The sequence below is a fragment of the Limnohabitans sp. TEGF004 genome (assembly GCF_027924965.1).
Classification (GTDB): domain Bacteria; phylum Pseudomonadota; class Gammaproteobacteria; order Burkholderiales; family Burkholderiaceae_C; genus Limnohabitans.
The window spans coordinates 1784375-1803720 of the sequence record NZ_AP027056.1; the positions used below are offsets into that span (position 1 = coordinate 1784375).

The 19346-nt window shown below is 49.5% G+C and carries 20 protein-coding genes and 1 riboswitch; of the genes, 5 read left to right on the forward strand and 15 right to left on the reverse strand.

Translation table 11 applies throughout. From position 1 onward, the window contains the following. Positions 1-92: 92 nt before the first annotated feature. The 4 genes from LINBF2_RS08525 to LINBF2_RS08540 are packed head-to-tail and all read right to left on the reverse strand — an operon-like array spanning position 93 to position 2074. On the reverse strand, positions 93-545 hold the full coding sequence (locus LINBF2_RS08525; RefSeq protein WP_281888211.1) for a DUF6511 domain-containing protein: 453 nt from the start codon (positions 543-545) through the stop codon (positions 93-95). Positions 546-560: 15 nt separating this feature from the next. Further along, positions 561-1268: a hypothetical protein gene (locus tag LINBF2_RS08530; RefSeq protein ID WP_281888212.1), complete on the reverse strand. Its 708-nt coding sequence runs from the start codon at positions 1266-1268 to the stop codon at positions 561-563. 37 nt (positions 1269-1305) lie between these two features. After that, positions 1306-1791: a hypothetical protein gene (locus tag LINBF2_RS08535; protein WP_281888214.1), complete on the reverse strand. Its 486-nt coding sequence runs from the start codon at positions 1789-1791 to the stop codon at positions 1306-1308. A 10-nt stretch (positions 1792-1801) separates the two neighbouring features. Continuing rightward, positions 1802-2074, reverse strand: a complete 273-nt coding sequence (locus tag LINBF2_RS08540) for a helix-turn-helix domain-containing protein (protein ID WP_348773705.1) — start codon at positions 2072-2074, stop codon at positions 1802-1804. Between the two features lie 345 nt (positions 2075-2419). Here LINBF2_RS08540 and LINBF2_RS08545 point away from each other — a divergent pair, with 345 nt between their 5' ends. The 4 genes from LINBF2_RS08545 (at position 2420) to LINBF2_RS08560 (ending at position 5092) form a co-directional block, all read left to right on the forward strand. After that, positions 2420-3460, forward strand: coding sequence for a DMT family transporter (locus tag LINBF2_RS08545; RefSeq protein ID WP_281891311.1), 1041 nt, complete (start codon positions 2420-2422; stop codon positions 3458-3460). 94 nt (positions 3461-3554) lie between these two features. Next, positions 3555-3725, forward strand: a riboswitch (yybP-ykoY riboswitch). Between the two features lie 3 nt (positions 3726-3728). Then, positions 3729-4307, forward strand: coding sequence for a TMEM165/GDT1 family protein (locus tag LINBF2_RS08550; protein ID WP_281888215.1), 579 nt, complete (start codon positions 3729-3731; stop codon positions 4305-4307). 15 nt (positions 4308-4322) lie between these two features. Next, the gene (locus tag LINBF2_RS08555; RefSeq protein WP_281888217.1) at positions 4323-4709 is read left to right on the forward strand and encodes a YkvA family protein; all 387 of its coding nucleotides are present in this window, start codon (positions 4323-4325) and stop codon (positions 4707-4709) included. A gap of 56 nt (positions 4710-4765) precedes the next feature. Beyond that, positions 4766-5092 carry a YnfA family protein gene (locus LINBF2_RS08560; RefSeq protein ID WP_281891312.1) on the forward strand — a complete coding sequence of 109 codons (327 nt, stop codon included), beginning with the start codon at positions 4766-4768 and terminating at the stop codon, positions 5090-5092. A 75-nt stretch (positions 5093-5167) separates the two neighbouring features. On the opposite strand, the gene LINBF2_RS08565 is transcribed toward LINBF2_RS08560, so the two are convergent. The 7 genes from LINBF2_RS08565 to LINBF2_RS08595 all read right to left on the reverse strand — a co-directional run bounded on the left by LINBF2_RS08565 (position 5168) and on the right by LINBF2_RS08595 (position 14465). After that, on the reverse strand, positions 5168-5551 hold the full coding sequence (locus LINBF2_RS08565; protein ID WP_104801832.1) for a hypothetical protein: 384 nt from the start codon (positions 5549-5551) through the stop codon (positions 5168-5170). 21 nt (positions 5552-5572) lie between these two features. Beyond that, entirely contained in the window at positions 5573-8692 is a 3120-nt protein-coding gene (locus LINBF2_RS08570; protein WP_104801833.1) for an efflux RND transporter permease subunit, read from the reverse strand. A 1-nt stretch (position 8693) separates the two neighbouring features. After that, complete coding sequence (locus LINBF2_RS08575; RefSeq protein WP_281891313.1) at positions 8694-9779, reverse strand: HlyD family efflux transporter periplasmic adaptor subunit; 1086 nt, start codon at positions 9777-9779, stop codon at positions 8694-8696. Positions 9780-9814: 35 nt separating this feature from the next. Then, positions 9815-10396, reverse strand: a complete 582-nt coding sequence (locus tag LINBF2_RS08580) for a hypothetical protein (RefSeq protein ID WP_281888219.1) — start codon at positions 10394-10396, stop codon at positions 9815-9817. 8 nt (positions 10397-10404) lie between these two features. Continuing rightward, positions 10405-11667: a TolC family protein gene (locus LINBF2_RS08585; RefSeq protein WP_281888221.1), complete on the reverse strand. Its 1263-nt coding sequence runs from the start codon at positions 11665-11667 to the stop codon at positions 10405-10407. 136 nt (positions 11668-11803) lie between these two features. Continuing rightward, positions 11804-12175 carry a cation efflux protein, CzcI family gene (gene czcI, locus LINBF2_RS08590; RefSeq protein ID WP_281888222.1) on the reverse strand — a complete coding sequence of 124 codons (372 nt, stop codon included), beginning with the start codon at positions 12173-12175 and terminating at the stop codon, positions 11804-11806. A 61-nt stretch (positions 12176-12236) separates the two neighbouring features. Continuing rightward, positions 12237-14465, reverse strand: a complete 2229-nt coding sequence (locus LINBF2_RS08595) for a heavy metal translocating P-type ATPase (RefSeq protein ID WP_281888223.1) — start codon at positions 14463-14465, stop codon at positions 12237-12239. 96 nt (positions 14466-14561) lie between these two features. Here LINBF2_RS08595 and cadR point away from each other — a divergent pair, with 96 nt between their 5' ends. After that, entirely contained in the window at positions 14562-15011 is a 450-nt protein-coding gene (cadR, locus tag LINBF2_RS08600; protein ID WP_104801839.1) for a Cd(II)/Pb(II)-responsive transcriptional regulator, read from the forward strand. 245 nt (positions 15012-15256) lie between these two features. On the opposite strand, the gene LINBF2_RS08605 is transcribed toward cadR, so the two are convergent. The 4 genes from LINBF2_RS08605 to LINBF2_RS08620 all read right to left on the reverse strand — a co-directional run bounded on the left by LINBF2_RS08605 (position 15257) and on the right by LINBF2_RS08620 (position 19279). Continuing rightward, positions 15257-16516 carry a HipA domain-containing protein gene (locus tag LINBF2_RS08605; RefSeq protein ID WP_281888224.1) on the reverse strand — a complete coding sequence of 420 codons (1260 nt, stop codon included), beginning with the start codon at positions 16514-16516 and terminating at the stop codon, positions 15257-15259. After that, positions 16513-16950, reverse strand: a complete 438-nt coding sequence (locus tag LINBF2_RS08610; protein ID WP_104801841.1) for a helix-turn-helix domain-containing protein — start codon at positions 16948-16950, stop codon at positions 16513-16515. The genes LINBF2_RS08605 and LINBF2_RS08610 overlap by 4 nt, the downstream gene beginning before the upstream one ends. A 96-nt stretch (positions 16951-17046) precedes the next feature. After that, the gene (locus tag LINBF2_RS08615; RefSeq protein WP_104801842.1) at positions 17047-18027 is read right to left on the reverse strand and encodes a hypothetical protein; all 981 of its coding nucleotides are present in this window, start codon (positions 18025-18027) and stop codon (positions 17047-17049) included. 10 nt (positions 18028-18037) lie between these two features. After that, positions 18038-19279, reverse strand: a complete 1242-nt coding sequence (locus tag LINBF2_RS08620) for a hypothetical protein (RefSeq protein ID WP_104801843.1) — start codon at positions 19277-19279, stop codon at positions 18038-18040. Between the last annotated feature and the right edge of the window lie 67 nt (positions 19280-19346).

Consider the following 19346-nt stretch of genomic DNA (forward strand, 5'->3'; position numbering starts at 1 on the left):
AAAGCTCTCCCTGCTGACCGTTGGCACGGTCAGCATCAGGTTTTTAAAATTGGATAAAGCGCAGCAGCTAGTGCTGCGTTTGGGTTGCGTGTCTAGCCGTAGGACTCTTGGCCAAGCATTCGCAAAGGCGGGTACTTGCTTGCCTCATGCGCTTGCACCATCGCTTCGACATAGGTGGTGACAACCGCGTTGATCAGAAGCAAAGCCTCCTCCTGTGAGTAAGTACTCAGCGCGCGGTCCATGCCCACTTCGTTCGCTGCCTCGCCCAAGGGTTTTAGGCAACGATGCATGGCGGCCATCTCAGCTTCGGAAGGATCAATCACATTGCCCTCCTTCACTGAGGTGCGCGCATCGCCACGGTTGAGCAAACGCACACCAGCTTCGTAGAGTTTGTGAAAACACCGCTGGCAACGCTGCGAACAAAACACCCAGTCGACGGGGTAGCGTGCTGCACGTCCCACCTTGAATCGAATGTCTGCATGACCGAAGCCTCTGGCCTGCCGTGAACACACCCAACACTTCATGACTGCGCGTTTGCTCACCATGTGTCTCGACTTGACTTACTGAGCCCATGAAGGACGTCCCTGTGTGCTGGGTACTCGCGTTTGGGTGGAGTACCCCGTGGGTGGGTAGTTCGATGGAGGCAAGTTAGCAGGCGGCACGTGTGACACGGGGACAGCCGCAGCGGGTGCACCACCATTTGATCCACCATGCCCTGCTGCTTGCGCCTTGGCCAAGATCAGATCGGCATAGTCTTTATGGTCAGGCTCAATCACCATGCGGATGATGTTGCGCAGCTCACCCTTGCCGTCTTTTTCAACACCGATGCGTGCGGGGAACTCCACGCCATCGAGATCTGCAAAGCCTCGGATTTGTCGCGCATGCGCCGCCTCGGGTGAGTTGTCATCCGGGTGAATGTTGCGCGAGCTGTTGAGCACCGCCTTGATAAAGCTGCGCCCCATTTGTCCCCATGTGGGTCCTTTGTTGGAGTGCAAGCCAACATTGCTCCAGATCTTGCGTTTGGCAAATTGACCATGCAGCACAACAAACTCACACGACAGGAAAACGGCTCCCGTTTCATGTGAAGCAGTTGCGTAGCCGCCAGTCCATCCGCGCTCAGGTTCGTCGTAACCACCAGGCTTGATGGTCATACGCACCACGGCTTGGGTACCTTTGGGAATCAGGTCAAAGCCACTTTGTTGGGCTTCGGCGTCGTTGAAATCGCTCCAGCTGCTGGGAGCGCTATGGGTGTGTTGTTCTGGGTACATATGTAAATCCAATGAATGTGTGAATGAGGGGGTTGATTCAGAGCTGGACTTCGCCGACCCAACGAATCTTGAATTGAGGCTCGGTGACAAGCTCTTGGCGCGCGGGCTGGAAAGCAGCACGAAGCAATGGATGCCACTTGGCATAGTCCTCCTCGGAAACTGACAAGTGAACTTCCATGAAGTCCTGCACGCGGTCCCCGGCTGCGACCATGCGGTCGGCGATTTGGGTGAGGTGTTCCTGATCCCAGACGATCTCTTTTGCTTGCGAGACATCAATCTGCAAGTCACCGTCGTCAATACGGAAACGTGCTGACTCCTCCTCACCAAAGTTATTGGCTTGTCGGATTTGTTCGTCGTAGCGTTGTTCAAGACCACGGTTAATACGACCACGCATCTGGATGGTCCAGTCATGGAGTTCTTGCACCGCATGGCTAAACTGAGCCAGTTGGTCTTTGGGGAGTCGGCTGATTTGGTTGGCCGAGAGGTCAGGCAAAGCGGCCTGGTGGAGTTGGAGGTGGTTCATGTTTGGCTCCTCAGCTTGCGACACGTTGTGAAGTTGAGATGTGTTGCACGAAGTTCTCGTACGCCTCAATCGCGTTAACGGTGTAGGTCACGCGCTTGCCGAGCTTTAGATAGTGAGGACCACGACCTTCGGTTCGCCAGCGCTGCAGAGTCTTTGGACTCATGCCCCAACGAGAAGCCAAATCAGCCTCGGTGAAGACCATTCGCTCGGCAGGCAGAGCATCTTGACCTGGTGTGCCGAGAGGGGAAGTGCGCCCGGTTCGGGCAGGTGTTGCAGACCGCATATTTACTCCTTTGATTTAGTAGAGGGACAACGGCTCTATTTCAGGAAATCAATGGAGAACTGATAAGGAACTGATTGGTGAACTTATGCGAAAACTCCAGTTCGCCAATCTTGCGGACGGCTGCTAAACATTACAGTCCCAATCGACCACACGTGCCAATCCGTCGTGACCGACAATTCATACCACCGAGTCAAACCACGTGACTAATGTTTAAAAATGTGATAGATCTGGCCAAGATAGACTGGCGTAGCCAATCTGTCCTTCACTCAATTAACTAGATTGCAATTTTTCTTCTCGTCATTATTTACTTCTAACTCATCAAAGCCCTACAAGGAATTGTCCAAAGTGAATCATGATGTTTTCTATGCTTTGCTCGCTGCGACGCTCTTTGGAGCAAGTACACCGTTTGCAAAGCTCTTAGTCAGTGACGATGCTCCAGTGATGCTGGCTGGATTGCTTTACCTTGGTAGCGGTATTGGTCTAGCTCTACTTCGAATCATTCGCGACCGAGGCTGGCAGTCTCCAAACCTTGGTGCTGCCGAATGGCCTTGGCTCTTAGGCGCTATCTTGTTTGGTGGTGTGCTGGGGCCTGTCGCTCTTCTATTGGGCTTGGGCTATACAACTGGCTCGGCTGCCTCTTTGCTACTTAACTTAGAAGCTGTGCTGACTGCTGTGATTGCATGGGTAGTGTTTCGAGAAAGCGCAGACAAACGCATCGTGCTTGGTATGGTGGCCATCGTTCTTGGCGGCATCGCCCTGTCTTGGCAAGCAGATGCTTATGCCAGCTCGAATTTGCTTGGCCCCGTATTGATTGCCTTGGCTTGCCTTTGCTGGGCCATCGACAACAATCTAACACGTAAAGTGTCTGCCTCGGATGCCTTGTTCATTGCTGGTATCAAAGGATTGATCGCAGGCACCGTCAACTGCGTACTTGCCTTGCTCTTGGGTCTGTCGTTACCAGCCGTTCTTGTGGTTTTCTCAACCATGACACTAGGATTGATAGGTTATGGCTTGAGCCTTGTTTTGTTTGTTCTGGCGTTACGTGGCTTAGGCACAGCTCGAACGGGTGCTTACTTTTCAACGGCCCCCTTCATTGGTGCAGCCATATCGGTGGTGCTGATGGACGAGGCAACGGGTGGGCTTTTTTGGCTGGCGGCTTGTCTGATGGCGGTGGGTGTCTGGATTCACCTCACCGAGCACCACGAACATGAGCATCACCATGAATCACTTGACCATGAGCACGGTCACACGCATGATGTTCATCATCAACATACCCACAACTTTGCGTGGGATGGGCAGGAGCCTCACAGTCACAGGCATGTGCATACCGAAGTGATCCACAAACACCCACACTATCCAGATATTCACCATCGACACACTCACTGACTATCTACAAAATTAGAAAGCAACGAATGGCCAACAACAGTTCGCCGCTACCTGATTGGTACTCAGCGCTTCTGATGACTTGGATGTTAAAATCATAAGCGTCACTGGGAATAGCCGCTCTCATTTTGAAGAGGCTTACGTCAACACACTTGACCATACGGTCATGGCGTAAGCAGCCCAAAGCCTGGCAAGACCTTTGACCATGATGCCTCCATAAGGCTGGAGATGCGTCGTGGTCATTTGTCTTTGATCCAGCCTTGGAGCTTTTATGGAATCCCTTCTCGTCTCTACTGGTGCTGTTGCTCTCGCCGAAATCGGAGACAAAACCCAACTCCTTGCGTTCATTCTGGCGGCAAGGTTCAAAAAACCAATACCAATCATTGCTGGCATTCTCATTGCGACGATCATCAACCATGGTCTTGCAGGTGCTCTTGGTGCATGGATTACCTCTACAGTTAACCCAGAAACATTACGTTGGGTACTTGGATCCTCATTCATTTGCATGGCAATTTGGACAATGATTCCAGATGAGATCGAAGAAGATGAAACACAAGTTGCAAAACGTTTTGGAGTGTTTGGCGCAACACTGATCACCTTCTTTTTGGCTGAGATGGGCGACAAAACTCAAATCGCAACAGTGGCAATGGCAGCGCACTATTCAACACCTCTGTTGGTTGTAATTGGAACTACGCTTGGTATGTTGATTGCGGATGTACCTGCTGTCTTCGTGGGCGATAAGCTCGCTGACAGAATTCCAATGCGACTTATTCACTCCATTGCTGCTGGTGTTTTCGCTGTGTTGGGTATCGCTACATTGCTAGGTGCTGGCTCAGGTTTTGGGTTCTAAGTTTAGGTATCGGCAATGAGATTTCTACAGGCCATTCGAGTTTGGGCAAAGAAAATCAAAAGAGACAGCGTGACCCTATGGTTCGCTGAAAAACATCCCCGCACGCCTAAATTGATAAAGTTTTTGGGTATGTTTGTGGTGGCGTACGCACTGAGTCCTATCGACCTCATTCCAGACTTTATTCCTGTGCTGGGTTATCTTGATGATGTGATCTTGTTGCCAGCACTTATCTGGTTAACGGTGAAGCTGTTGCCGATGGACATCTTGATTGTGTGTCAACAACAGGCAGATGACTGGATGCAGGAGAAGCAAGCCAAGCCAACTAGCCGTTGGGGAATTGTGTTTGTTGTTTCAGTTTGGGCGGTGACGGCGGTTGTGCTTTGGAATTGGGTATCGTTCTAGGAACGACTTCAAATTTAAACTTCCAAAGCTGGGTTATCTTTTTTAAAAGCTCAAATATGAAAACACTATTTCTCTATTTCGCTACGGCCGTAGCTGAAATTGTTGGCTGCTACCTACCTTGGTTCTGGCTACGGCAGGGAGGATCCATTTGGCTTCTCATACCCGCATCGATTAGCTTAGCTTTGTTCGCTTGGCTACTGACTTTGCATGACGCCACCTCTGGGCGTGTTTATGCTGCCTACGGTGGGGTCTACATCAGTGTTGCCATAGTCTGGCTCTGGCTTGTTGATGGCGTTCGCCCATCAATCTGGGATGTGGCTGGTGTTGCAGTGGCATTGGCTGGAATGAGCATCATCGCCTTTCAACCGCGTTGGGAGTTTTGAATAACTTCATTGGCCAATTGGGGAAATACAAACAAGCAAGTAGAAAGTAACCTTTGCACATGATTTTTTGACAGATTATTTGAGCGTGAATCGCACTGTTGCCACTTTGGAAGTGTTGATGACTTGCACAACTATCTTTGTTCCGACAAGCGTATTGAATTTTCCAACGGCTTCAAGTTTGTCGCCCGTTGGTTTTAGTTCAACCTCTTGCTTTTCACCACCTGAAAGCATCGTGACTTTGGCTGAAGCTTTAGTGATATTTACAGGCTTACCGTGATCGCGCAGATAAAGTTGCAAAGCATCGGCTCTTGCCACAAATTCATATTCAATGTCCTTCACCTCAGTAACCACACCTCCATGCATTGGTTGGGCATTGCCATGACTATGACCTTCTCCGGCTGCGAATGCGGCAGTGCTCAACAGCAAACTCAGAACAATCGCAAATTTTTGGAATTTCATTTCTGACCTTTCATTTATAAATTAAAGTGCTTCGGCGTCTTTGTCTTCAAGCAAACGTTCGGCATCTCGACGACCAAAGAGCCAGAACATAACTGGAGTCAGGAACGTATCCAGCAGCGTGGAGCTGATTAGTCCTGAAAAAATCACAACCGCAACTGGATGTAAGACCTCAGTCCCTGGGCGCTCTGCTTCGAAAAGCAATGGCGCCAATGCAAAAGCAGTCACTAAAGCGGTCATCAAAACGGGGCTCAATCGTTCAAGCGAACCCCGCAAAATCATTTTGTGATCAAAGTATTCACCTTCAAAGCGCATCAAGTTGATGTAGTGACTAACTTTCAAGATGCCGTTTCTGACTGAAATACCAGCTAATGTGATGAATCCCACTAAAGCGGCAACAGACAACGGTTGTCCCGACAACCACAACCCGAGAACTGCACCGACTAAGGCCAGCGGTATGTTCACCATGATCAACGCTGAAAGACGCGTTGACTTGTAGCGGCTGTAAAGGACGACAAACATCAGCACCAGCGACACAATTGAAAGAAGACCAACTAGTCGTGATGCTTCTTCTTGGGCTTTGAACTGTCCTCCAAGCGTGATGAAATAACCCTCAGGTAGTTTGGTTTCAGCAACCACTGCCCGGATATCCGCAACAATTTCCGATAAAGCCCGGCCCGATGCGTTTGCGGATAAAACTATGCGGCGTTTTCCATCATCGCGGCTGATTTGATTTGGACCATCTCCATCCTCAATCGTCGCCAACTTTGACAAAGGAACTCGACCATTGGGTGTCTCAATCAAGATTTGGCTCAAGCCCTCAACCGAGCGAGCTGACTCGGGTAAGCGCACGACCAGTGCAAAACGCCGACCGCCTTCCACAATTTGTGTGATTTTTTCGCCTTCCACCAAGCTTTGTAAAGTAGAAAGCACTTGTGGCGCTGGAATTCCATACTGAGCTGCGGCGGCATAGTCAATGCGAACCTTGATTTGCGGTGCCAACACTTGCTTTTCAATTTGCAAATCAGCGATACCAGGAATAGTCGCTAACTGTGCACGCAGTGAATCGGCTTGCCCGCGTAAACCATCCAAGTCATCCCCAAATATTTTGATAGCGATTTGTGATCGCACACCTGACAACATGTGATCGATTCGGTGAGAAATGGGTTGTCCGATTTCAAGTGCAGCGGGTAAATTCACAAGGCGAGATCGGATATCTGCCTTGATTTCATCCATGCTGCGGTTCAACTCTGCCGTAGGCTTAAGCCCAACGTCCAGCTCACTCACATGGACGCCTTCTGCATGCTCATCAAGCTCAGCTCGTCCGCTTCGACGACCGACATGGGTGACCTCTGGCACTTGCTTAACTAAGACCTCAGCTTGTCTGGCTAAGGCCGTTGTTTCAGACAAGGTCACACCGGGATTTAAGCGCAATCCAATCAGCAATGTTCCTTCGCTAAATGGCGGCAAGAAAGTCTTAGGAAAGAACGGAACTGCCGCAATCGCCGTTAGCACAGCTATACCAGAGGTAATCAATGCAATCTTAGGCTTGTGCAGAATACTTTGAAGACTGTTTGCGTATCGGGTTTTGAGCCATATTAAAACCTTGGTGTCGCCATGATCCAAGTTCTTCATTGATGGAAGAAGGTAATAACTCAGCACTGGGGTGATGGTCACTGAAACAAGCAAGGATGCCAAAGTAGAAACGATGAAAGAAATACCCAAGGGAACAAAGAGCTTGCCCTCCAATCCGGGCAATGCAAACAACGGAATAAAAACTAGGACGATGATCACCGTGGCGTACAAAATGGCAGATCTAACTTCCATTGAGGCTTTTGCCACAACTTCCAGGGGATTAAGGCGATGCTGCGGATGTTTTATACGGTCTTCTTTTAACCTTCGCAGAATGTTTTCTACGTCAACAACTGCGTCGTCGACCAAACCTCCAATGGCAATGGCCAACCCACCAAGTGTCATGGTGTTGATAGACAGACCAAAGTACTTAAATACCAAAGAGGTAATGAAGATTGATACAGGAATCGCTGTCAAAGCGATGATGGTGGGTCGGACCGTGCCCAAGAAAAAGAACAAAATCACAGCTACAAAAACAGATGCACCAATCAATTTACCTTGCAGCGTATTGATGGACGCTTCGATGAAGCTTGCTTGTCTGAACGTGACTCGGGGGGCTTCCATGCCAGCTGGCAAGGACGATTTCAAACCCAGCAGGGCATCTTCAATTGCACGGGTTAGAGCAATCGTGTCAGCCGTTGGCTGCTTTTGGATGCCAAGAATGACTGCAGGTTTTCCCTCAAACCCAGCGTCACCACGCTTTAATGCCGCAGCAAAAGTGATCTCGGCAATTTGACGTAACAGGATCGGTTGTCCATTTTTTGAAGTCACTGCCAGATTTTTCAAATCATCTAACCGGGAAGTTCGTCCAAGGTTGCGAATTAGGTATTCCCGACCGTTCAGCTCTAAAAAACCACCTGATGTGTTAGCGGAAAACCCTTTCAGCGCAGCTTCCATCTGGTCGTGAGAAATCCCCAATTCAGCCATGCGAGCTGTATTAGGTTGCACTTGAAACTGACGAACCTCGCCACCAATCGGGATGACTTGCGCGACACCGGAAACTGACAGTAGGCGGGGACGCAAAACCCAGTCTGCATATTCTCGAACTGCCATGGCCGAGATCTTCTGCGTATCGACGGGTATAGCGATTTGCATGATCTCACCCATGATGGAGCTAATTGGCCCCATGCGCGGAAGAATGCCTACCGGGATGCCGCCCTCCATAGCTGAAAGTCGTTCGGATACTAACTGTCTTGCGCGAAAGATGTCTGTATCCCATCTAAAAGTCACATACAGAAAAGACAAACCGGCTGAAGAAATTGATCTGACGGATTCGACGCCAGGCAAGCCGTTCATCGCAGTCTCTAGTGGGAATGTGATGAGTTGCTCCACCTCCTCAGGAGCCATGCCACCTGACTCGGTCATGATGGTCACGGTGGGTTTGTTCAAATCAGGAAAAACATCCACAGGCGTTTTTGTCAACGTGAATGCACCGTAAGTCATCAACACGACACTAGCGATGATCACCAGCAATCGATTGGCTAAACTGTTTTCAAGTAACCACTTAAACATATCAGCGCACCTGGTTAATCAATGTTGCACCTTGTGCCGCGATTAGATCGCCACTTTCAAGACCCGATGTAACTGCAACCCGCGTACCGTCCAAGGGTTCAAAAGTAATCGTGCGAGGCGTGAATCTCTCAGCGGCTGTTTTGACCCAAACAATAGACTGATTGGCAGGATTCTTCATCAACGCAGACACTGGTACAGCCATCCCTTTCACCTTATCTTTGGTCTGAATCACAACTCTTATTGGTTCACCGAGAGCCAAAGCGCTCAGTTCCTCCCCTTGGGCTTTGAAATTCATGGGTAATGCTTGCTCACGTAAGCTACGTGCTGCGCCCAAAAATTGAAGCGCGATCCGCTGGTTATTTACGGCAACAAACGCTTTATCTACACTGGCGATGAGCGAAGTATCAAAGGCCAAGGCCTCAATTCTCAGACGTGCTGGGTCCACAATTTCAAATACCAACTCACGCGCATCAATCACTTGTCCTGCCACAGCATTTGATGATGCAATCACTCCAGAAACCGGGGCTGCCAACGGCTCCCTGTGATTAAGTCCTGTGCTAACAGCTGAGACACGACCCGTTAAACTTTGCAAGTCACTCTCAGCAGCTTCGATGTCTTTGCGTGGAACGGTATCTGATAACTCCCTCAATCTTGCCAGTCGTTTTTCAGCAAGCGATTTAGCTGCCTTCAGTTCTGCCAGCTGTGCAAACTGATTGGATTGCTCAATAGGTGCCAGTGAGGAAACTAGATAGGCAAGAACATCACCTTTGCGTACCGCACTACCGAGATTTGGCAAGCCTTTGGGGCCGGCCTCGACTCGGCCAGCATTGATGGCTTGCACTTTGCCTCCTGCATTGGGGTCCATGCTGACCTTACCGTTGAGTTCTATAGATTTCGGTAAGTCTGCAATTTCAGCTTTGATGGTGCGAATTACCAACTGGCGTTGAGCTGACTTCGGCAAGAAGACACTGCCATCAGGCAAACGCTGAGGACCATTCATACTGGGAGTGGCCGATATACCTCCATGGTCATGACCTTCTCCAGCCCAAGAATTAGTCGCCGGACACAGAGCAATTACTGCGGCCATCACGACAGTCAATGTTGAAAATTTTGTTTTGAAAGTCATGCTGCACCTCCTGTGCTGTTTGATTGGTGAGTCATCAGGCGCTTGCGAACAAAAAATAGCGCTACCAGCACGGCAGCAGAAAATAAAGCCCAGATGAACCACTTATGCAACCTATTCTTAGAGTTGCTACCCTGCGCGGACGCATCTGGATGAAAGTCCAACTCTCCTGCCAATAAGTCAACTTCTTCGTCAATCGTGACGGTCGCCGTCACGCTGATAAGACCGGGTTGCGGCTCAGCTGGCAGCACAACTTCAAATTTATCTTGACCATACTTCTGTGCAAAAAATTTAACGCCTGAAAACTCAAGCTCAATTAGTGCTTCTTTGACAGGTTCATTGGTTTCAAGCCGATCTAAGTAGAGTGTTATTTGCTTGCCATTCAAAACACCTACCAATTCGAGTGCATCTGAAACTGCTGCAAAACGTGGCGTGGAGGTAGCTGATGCGTTGGCTTTGACATCTCCATGACCTTCCCCGGCCCAACTCAGACTGGAAAGAGTCAAACTAAGGATCAGACAAATGTTTCTAAGTCTTGATGAAATATTCATTGAAATTTTTAGTAATGTTGATTGATTCATGACGCACCTTATTGAGGTAAGAGTCCAGCTGCTTGGCGTAGTGCTGAGATGGACGCTGAATATTCGATACGACTGAGGGCTGCTTGACGTCGCGCTTCAACGGCTTCCGCTTCGATGCGCAGACGAGTTGGCAAGTCGGATTCGCCAAGCTGAAACGATTTATCAAAGAAAGTGCGAGACTCCAAAGCCAATTTGGCTCTGCGCTCTGCTGCTTTGAGCTGGGCTTGCGCAGCGTTGGCTTTTGCTTGAGCGATGCGCCACATCGACTGTGTACGGTCTCGCTCTAAGCTCAATTGAGCTTGGGCTTGTGTTGCCTCTGCTTGAGCGTTAGCCACGGTTGCCTCATAGCGAGGACCACTACCAAAAGGAAGTCGAATACCAATCGTGACTTTGGAACTGTAGGGATCTACTAAATTGCCGCGGTCTCTGGATTTAGCGATTGTGAATTCAGGGTTCGCTCTTGTCCTTGTAGTGGCCAATGCAACAGTACGCTCAGCAACATCCGAGCGTGCTTGTAATTCCATCAACGCAGCGTGTACTTGTGGATATTCAGCTGAAGGCGGCAACTCAGGGCTTTCTGACAGATCCAGGATTGAGAAACTTGTTGCCCCAATCGATGATTGGATGATTTGAGTGGCAAGTTCTAAATTGGCTTGAGCCATGGCATACGCAGATTCAGCCACTGCAGCGGCACCTTCGGCTTGGTGTTGATCCGATTGAGCTAAATCACCTGCTTTCACACGTTTTGCGACATCATCAGCCAAGCGTCGCGCATTGGTCAATTGATCCGCAGTGACTTCTTGCTCAATGCGAGCACGGTGTAAATTCCACCAATCTTCTCGAATTTTTCCAGCTACACGCAGTTGATTGGCTTTGATTTGATACTCTAAAGCGTTGGCTTGAGCTTCTGCAAGCGCAGAGCTTTTGCTTCGTTCGCCAGGTAACCACATCGGAACTGCGATTGCGATTTGTTCCTCCCGTGCCCCCAAATTTCTGTTCCACTGATCAGATTTTGAGTTCAGCTCTACCGCTGCGGGTTCTGGCGTTAATGCTGCCGCCGCTCGCTTTTGAGCTTGCAAGGCTTGCTGCCGTGACTCTAAAGCTTGCGCTTCAGGTTGACGTAACCAAGTGGCATCAAAAATATCTTTGACGCTTTGAATTTGCCTTGGCTGATTGGTATTTTGCGCAAATACATTAATGACACTGCATACTGAAAAGGCTGCTACTGCACACAGCTGCCTTTTGTAATTCCATTTTTCTCTTCGATACATTCGACTCTCCTAGGTCGTTAAAAACCATGACTTGGAGATCGGTAAAGACGCTGCATCGACATGCGCAGCCACTTCAGAACTGAGGTTCAGTTCTTATGAAATAGGCTAAAGCGATGGATTGAACAAACCTCACCGATCAGGCGAGGTGGTTCCACTGAGGTCGTTCTGGTCGTTCGATAGCAGAACGAAAGAAGAGTTCGGTTTGGGTTGCCGTCATGTGCTGAGGCACTTGGGATGAAGGTATTTTAGTTTGAACAATCAGTGCTGCACAACAACCGGCGTGGCAACTGGCGCAATCTGTATCAGTACCGTCGAGATTGTTCATCTTTGAGGTGGGCACTTTTGAATCGGACGCGGAGTCGCCAGACTTGTGCTCATGCTCGTGATGACCGGGATGTTGTGCTTGGGAGCTGGTATTGCTTTCGTGCTGGCAATAACCACTCACTGCAGCCCAAGAGAGCTGCAGCGGTGTAAATACCAGCAAAAGAATGACTATCCAGCGTTGCATTGTTTTAGAGTCTATCAGCAAAGAATAAAGTGAAGGTTAGTTACGCCCTGAATAAACATGGTCACTTTGGGGTTTTCAACAAACGTAAACCGTTGAAGACAACCAACAGACTTGCCCCCATGTCGGCAAACACTGCCATCCACATGGATGCATCACCAAAAATTGCCAGAGCCAAAAACACCGCCTTGATGCCTAGAGCCAATGTGATGTTTTGCCAAAGCACGGCATGTGTTTTCTTAGACAAGTGAATGGTCTCAGGTAAGCGACGTAAGTCATCGTTCATCACAACCACATCAGCCGCTTCCATCGCTGTATGTGTGCCAGCGCCTCCCATCGCAAAACCGATATTGGCTTTTGCCAAGGCTGGTGCGTCGTTAATTCCGTCACCCGTCATGGCAGTGACGCCAAATCTTTTCTGCAACTCAGCAATCGCTTCTAGTTTGTCTTCTGGCAAAAGGTTACCTCTGACCTCATCAATTCCTGCTTGGGCTGCCACTGTATGAGCTGTGGCAATGTTGTCACCAGTCAACATCACGGGAGTTACGCCCATCGCTTTTAACTCAGCCACTGCTTGTGTAGATGACGGTTTAATCGTGTCAGCCACAGCGCACAAAGCCATCACCCGATTGGCATTGGTCAATATGGTGACGGTTTGTCCTGCTTCTTCATGAATTTTGAGGCGAGCTTCTAGTTCAGCAGAGCATTGGTCGCGCTCTTCAATCCAACGGTGATTGGCTAACGCATAGTTATGCGTGTCAATCACACCTTGAACACCTCGTCCTACAACGGCTTGGAAATCGCTGACGTCTTGCAGATCTGCTGTGAGACCTTCGGCAATGGCTTTAGACACGGGATGATCTGAACGAGCAGCAAGACTTTTCGCGATGCATTGAATCATTGCGGGGTCTAGGCTTGTATCGATGGGTTCAAACGCTACCAATTTGGGTTTACCTTGTGTGATCGTTCCCGTTTTGTCTAATGCCACCACCTTGATGCTTCGGGCCTCTTCAAGATAAACGCCGCCTTTAATCAAAATGCCACGGCGTGCCGCTGCTGCCAAACCGCTGACCACAGTGACAGGCGTGGAGATGACCAAGGCACAAGGGCAAGCAATGACCAAAAGTACCAAGGCTTTGTAGAGTGCTTGCATCCAAGTCCAATCCGTGAGCCAAGGCATCAGCACAGCAACCGCAACAGCTAAAACAAAAACCGCAGGGGTGTAAATGGTCGCAAATTGATCGACGAACCGTTGAGTTGGCGCACGTGAAGCCTGAGCTTGCTCAACGGCGTGAATGATGCGAGTTAAGGTGCTGTCCGAAGCCAAAGCAGTGACCCGAATTTCTAGCGCACCCGACTGATTGATGGTGCCTGCATAGACTTCATCACCAGCTGCTTTATCAACAGGAAGACTTTCGCCAGTGACAGGGGCTTGATTGACGGCACTGATGCCCGACGTGACAACACCATCAAGGGCAATTCGCTCACCTGGACGCACACGCACAGTCGCCCCTACTTCAATGGTTTTGACGGGGCATTGCAGCCATTGACCGTCAGCTTGGAGAACTTCGGCTTGCTCTGGTGCAAGTGCCAAAAGGCTTTTGATGGCATTACGAGCACGGTCAACTGCGCGGGCCTCAATGGCTTCTGCAATCGCATACAGCGCCATCACCATGGCGGCTTCAGGCCATTGCCCAATTAAGAAGGCACCTGTGACAGCCACCGTCATTAGGGCGTTCATGTTCAAGCGTCCCTGCATCAGAGCCGATACACCTTTGCCGTAAACAGAAAACCCAGCCAAGGCGATTGCACAAGCGGCAAGCGCCATGCCTAGTATCTTTGTTGGCAAGTAATCAGGGAGGGCAAATGCCAGGCCCTCAGCGGCCAAAGACAGTGCCAATGCACAAATCAATTTTCCCCATGACGCCCAAAAGCTGTGAGATACAACGTTGCCATCATTTGCGTTGTCACTATTTAAAGGCTCTGGCTTAAAGCCTACCTTGCGAATGGCGTTAACCGCTTCTATAACGACCTGTTCATCAGCCGCAATCGTCAACTCTCGAGCGGTCAGATTGAAACCCAGACTTTGAATACCTTCAACATTTGTCAGCGCATGGCGAATTTCTGATTCCTCTGAGGCGCAGTCCATGTTGGCAATACGAAACCTCTGTCCATCAAGATTTGAAATAACGTTACTGGTCTGTTCAAAAGTGACAGGCGTGGTGTCGCAAGCAGTCCCGCATCCGCAGGAAGTTTGAGTTTTAGATGGCTGAACTTGCTCAGTGGCTGACATGACGATTACTCCTAGTTGCCTATATTAAAAACCCTATAGCCGCTACAGAGTCAACCACTTAAAATACAAGTCTTCAAATTAGTTGAGAAAACCACGATGAAGATCGGTGAATTAGCCAAAACCACTCATACACAGGTGGAAACGATTCGATATTACGAGCGCGAAGGGTTGTTGCCTGAGACGGTTCGCACGGAGGGCAACTACCGAATTTATAGCCCTGATCACGCCACACGGGTGTCGTTCATTCGCCACTGTCGAAGCCTAGATATGACGCTGAACGAAATTCGCACCTTATTGACGTTCAAGGATGCACCACAAGGAGACTGCGCGGGCGTCAATGAATTGGTAGACGCACACATAGCGCACGTTGCGTCAAGGATTAAAGAACTAAAAGCATTAGAGCGTCAACTAAAAGAGCTGAGACAAACTTGCACAGAATCCAAAGAGACAAATCAATGCGGCATTCTTGCTGAGCTGTCTGTGCCTCCACGCAAATCTGCTGCTCTCAAAAGCATTGCCGGACATATTTCTGGAACACACGCATAAAACTTGAGAACGACCCGTTAGTAATTTTGGTCAACAGCACTGGACTGGCTGGTCACATTACCGGACTCAGTGGTCAACTTAACTGGAATAAGTAGCTGCTCATCCCCAAAAAGCTTATCAGACCAGCTTGCGAAAATAGCTCTAAATTAGCCAAGGCCTGAAATGACAAGGATTAGAGAGCGATGCGGCAAAGAAAAAGCCCAATCAGGCATGCCTGACTGGGCTTAGAAAAAAGATGAGTTGATTTAAGCTGCGGTCATCGAAAGAGCAGCTTTGCTGTTTGCATCAATAACAGCACCTATTCGCTCAACAAGCGCCTTCTCCGATTCGTTAATTTGATGTTGACTGATAGCAGTGGCTACAGTTTTATCCCAAGACTTTCCGATATCTTCGGCCATTTTTCTAAACTGCCGCATCGTCGGTTTGAAACCGAATCCACAGTCCTCACAAAAAGCCTCCCACGAGTGAGAGCCAACAGCATCGTAGGTACTCTCATCCCCGATGAACAGAGCCAAATCGTTGTCACCATAGGCTTGCACGCACAGAAGGTCATAAAAAGGAGCCAGTTCATAGCCTTGGCTATTGACCATCAATGAAATGTTTTTGGCGTGCGCATCACTGTTGCCAATCAAGTAATTAAACATGACCCATCTCTGGACTGACAACAAGTCCTTACCTGAAAGCATCAAGCCGCGAAACGCATGCACGATTTTTTTGAGACTAACCAAGCCACCTTGTCTCTCGTATTTCCAATCAGCGCCCACACCTAAAAGCTGGCATGCATCAATTTGATGCAAGCAAACGATCGCTCCTTTGACAACAGCGCGGTCATATCGCTCCACAACATAAAGTGTCTCAGGCACCTGTATCAAATCAACGCACGGCACCGAAAGTCTCATTTCATGAGCCAACTTCATGCAGAGGTACTCGTTGATTGCACTAGGTTGATACTTCTCTAACCTCGAGTCTGGTTTTGCAATGTGTGTTGTGGGCGAGCCCCCAACACTGTCGTAAAGGCGATCTCGCTTGCCGTCGTACCGCAACCCGACTTTGTCTTGCGCACCTGCAAGTGACATGCGAGTTTGTTCATTGGAAGTCAACAGCGGCTTCTTTTGGGCACGCGCTTTAACTCGTTGACTTAATTCTTCTTTGGACAGCTCACTGTATTTTTGCTGAGTGTCTGGCTCCTTACCCTCTGGCAGGACAGACAACACTCCTGGTAGATCAGCACCCATTTCTCCAATAATTTCAAAGGTATTGGCATCGCGAAGCTGGATTTGATTCAGGATTTCATCAAGCGGCGTTCCCTCTGGCAATAAATTGGCAAAGAACGTTTTTATGGCATCCCCTCTGTGGGGCTCCAATCGCAATTCAAATTGAGGCGCCAATGGAAATGCGGCCTCATCCTTAATCCATTGTTCGTCGTATTGGAAAAAATACTGTGCGGCTTCATGGCCAAACCACCCCATTGGCTGAGCATTCGCCCATACACGCAAGCGAATCATGATTTACCCCCATTGCCCAACGAAGCAATGCCTGAGCCTAGCGCTTGTCGAAGGCCTCTGGGGGTTACGACTTGATCATCAGACACACCAAAATCAGATCGCTTACTCGGATGCGTCATATGCAGGCCTAACCCCGCGCGAGTTTTGGGATTCGTTTCAATATGTAAACCCAACTTCTGAGCTTTCTGCAATCGCTCCTTATCTAGCTCTTCGACTTGAGGTAACCCAGCGACATTCAGACTGAGCCCCAGTCCGCTGATAAGCTTTACGAGTTTTCCAAGACTGCAGTTTTCTGGATTCGCTTCAACATCACGAATGAAAGATGCGCTCACGCCACAAACTGACGCGGCCTCCTCCCGAGAAAGCTTTTGACGCTTACGCTCAGACTCCAAAGCCTTGGCTAACTTATTGAGTTGGGATTCTTCTATTCTCATTTTTTGACCTCATGAGGTCATATCATGTCATAAAAACTCTGTTTACGCAATAATTTATCCCCATGAGGTCAAATTTCACCAAATCATCTGAATTACTTAGTTTTTTGCTCCCAAGGGGTCAAAATTAACTGAGGCGACTCCCAAGGAATACATGCCTAAGCGACGGTTTCGAACAACAAGGGACTGATACGCATACATAGGCCCTTCGTACAAAGGATCGCCCTTGTTCGCTGTCTTCACCTTGAACACATCAATGAGCTTGTCACTAGACAGATGCGCCTTGCGCATGATCGTCTCAGCTGACTGCGGCTGCCCTTGGTACCGCCAGAGCACTTCAAAGATTGCCGCCTGTGCCGCAGTCAACCGAACAGGCTGACTCGACCAATCTGGCATATGAACCCATTCAAAGGTTTCAGAAAACGGTCCATGCACCGCAGCTAATTTGGGCTGCACCACAAGATTGAGTTCATCACTCCCCTCACCCACGAGCCGCAACCCATTCCCGTGAATCGCAAAGCGATCTTCAAGATGCCACCAGATCGCGGTGCCTGAGAGTGGGTCCGATGAGGTTCGACCCAGAGGCCTTGGCGTGATCACCCAACTGTCTGGGCGAGGTGTTTTACCGTGAAACAGATGCAACGCGTTCGCCACAACGAGCTCAATCCGTTGAGCCAACAAAACTGCTCGTTTCTTGTTGACCCCAATCTGCCACACCCCTTCATGAAGTTTTTGCACAGAAATATGCGCTGGGATGTTCAATGCCGCACGAAGTTTTCTGATCAGCCATTCGATATCGACAGCCCAGTTACGTTGCTCAGATAAATCCACCTTGTAAGGACCACAGTCTGGGCATTGAACATGCATCTCACCATCGCATCGAAACACAGGACCTCGGTACAAGCCACAAAAGGAACAACTTGCGTAACGTGAATCCAATGGCCCTGGCACCACTGCCTTGAGCTCGCTCAGTACCTTCAGTCCAGCGACTTGCGTTTTAGGAATAGAACGCTCGTAGGAGTACCCACCACGGGTCAGGAGCAACGAAGCCAAAGCCATCGCTTTTTTATTCGTAGGCATATGAACTCCTTCACTCGAAAAGGCTCATTGGCTGACTACTCCCCGTTTTCCCGGCTTCATGGAAGTTCAGCGCCTGCTTTGGCTCAAGAATTTCGAGATGGACAAGGTAACCCTCGAGCTGGGTACGCAACTTCTCATCGAACTTGTGCAAGTTCAAACGCCCCTTGCTCGTCACTTCTACGCTGACTAGTGGACAGCGTGACTTTCCCTGTGCAGGAGCCATGAACAGATTCAGTGTGGCAGCGTGAATCTCCCAGCCACGGCTGAGTGGGTTTTCATTCTGAAAATACGCCCCAATCAAATCCGTCACGCATTGGCGATCGGTGGAGCCACTAGCCGAGCATTCAATTTTCAACCGCTCACAAGGGCTCAACAAATGCAGGCTCTTAACTTGCAACCCCACAAAACCATCCTCGAATGCCTGTGGAATTTGCAACCCTAAGCGAAGTTTTGAGAGATCCAACACTGGGCGTTGAATGCGCTGGGCTTCCGCACTGACACCCAACATATGCGCCGCAAAAGCCTCACACAGCATGGCGTGATATTTCGCTCCGCCCCTAATGATGGTTCTTACAACGCCTGTAATCTGTGAGTACTCCAACACCATGTGAATGTTTGGACTACCCACTCGGCGCTGCAACTGAGCGCCCTCGAACTCCAGACGCGCAGTAGCGAGATCTTTGGCGTGAATCGTGATCAAGTGGGTACCTTGCGAACGATCCAGCACATTGACCACACACACCTCGCCACAACCTAACTCGCGTTGGTAGAAGACTTTGATCGCGTCGCAAAACTCAGTGATCGAACGCTCGTCACGATTGACCTCACGTCGTAGCCCCAGATCATGCTGTTGGGCCTGCTGGCTGTGCTGGTCCAAATATTCAATCTCAGCTGCAGCCTCAAACAATGCGGGGTGGTTGACGTAGAGCCAGAACGAGCGATGCAAATCGTTTTTGCAACCAATCAGTCCGACTAACTCACTGGGCTTGTCATGGGTTGCTTGAAACATGGCCTGCTTTCCCAGTGGGTGTGCAAGTGTTGAACTTGCATGCAAGCCCGCAATGATGCGGTCACGCTTAACCGTATCTAGATAGCTCTGGATGAGCTTGACCAGTGTGCGTGACGTGTAAATGTTGTCTTGCCAGCTCCACCCCTCTGGCAACGGTAGCGCGTGCCGCTCCAAGAACGTTTTGAGCGTCTCGTCAATGGGAAGATTTATCAGAATGTCTGCGTAATTCTGTAGTTTGCTCACAGTTGTCTCCTTTTATCGTTTTTATTTCGGGAATGAGGCGTCCCAACTCAGGACCTTGAGGACTTGA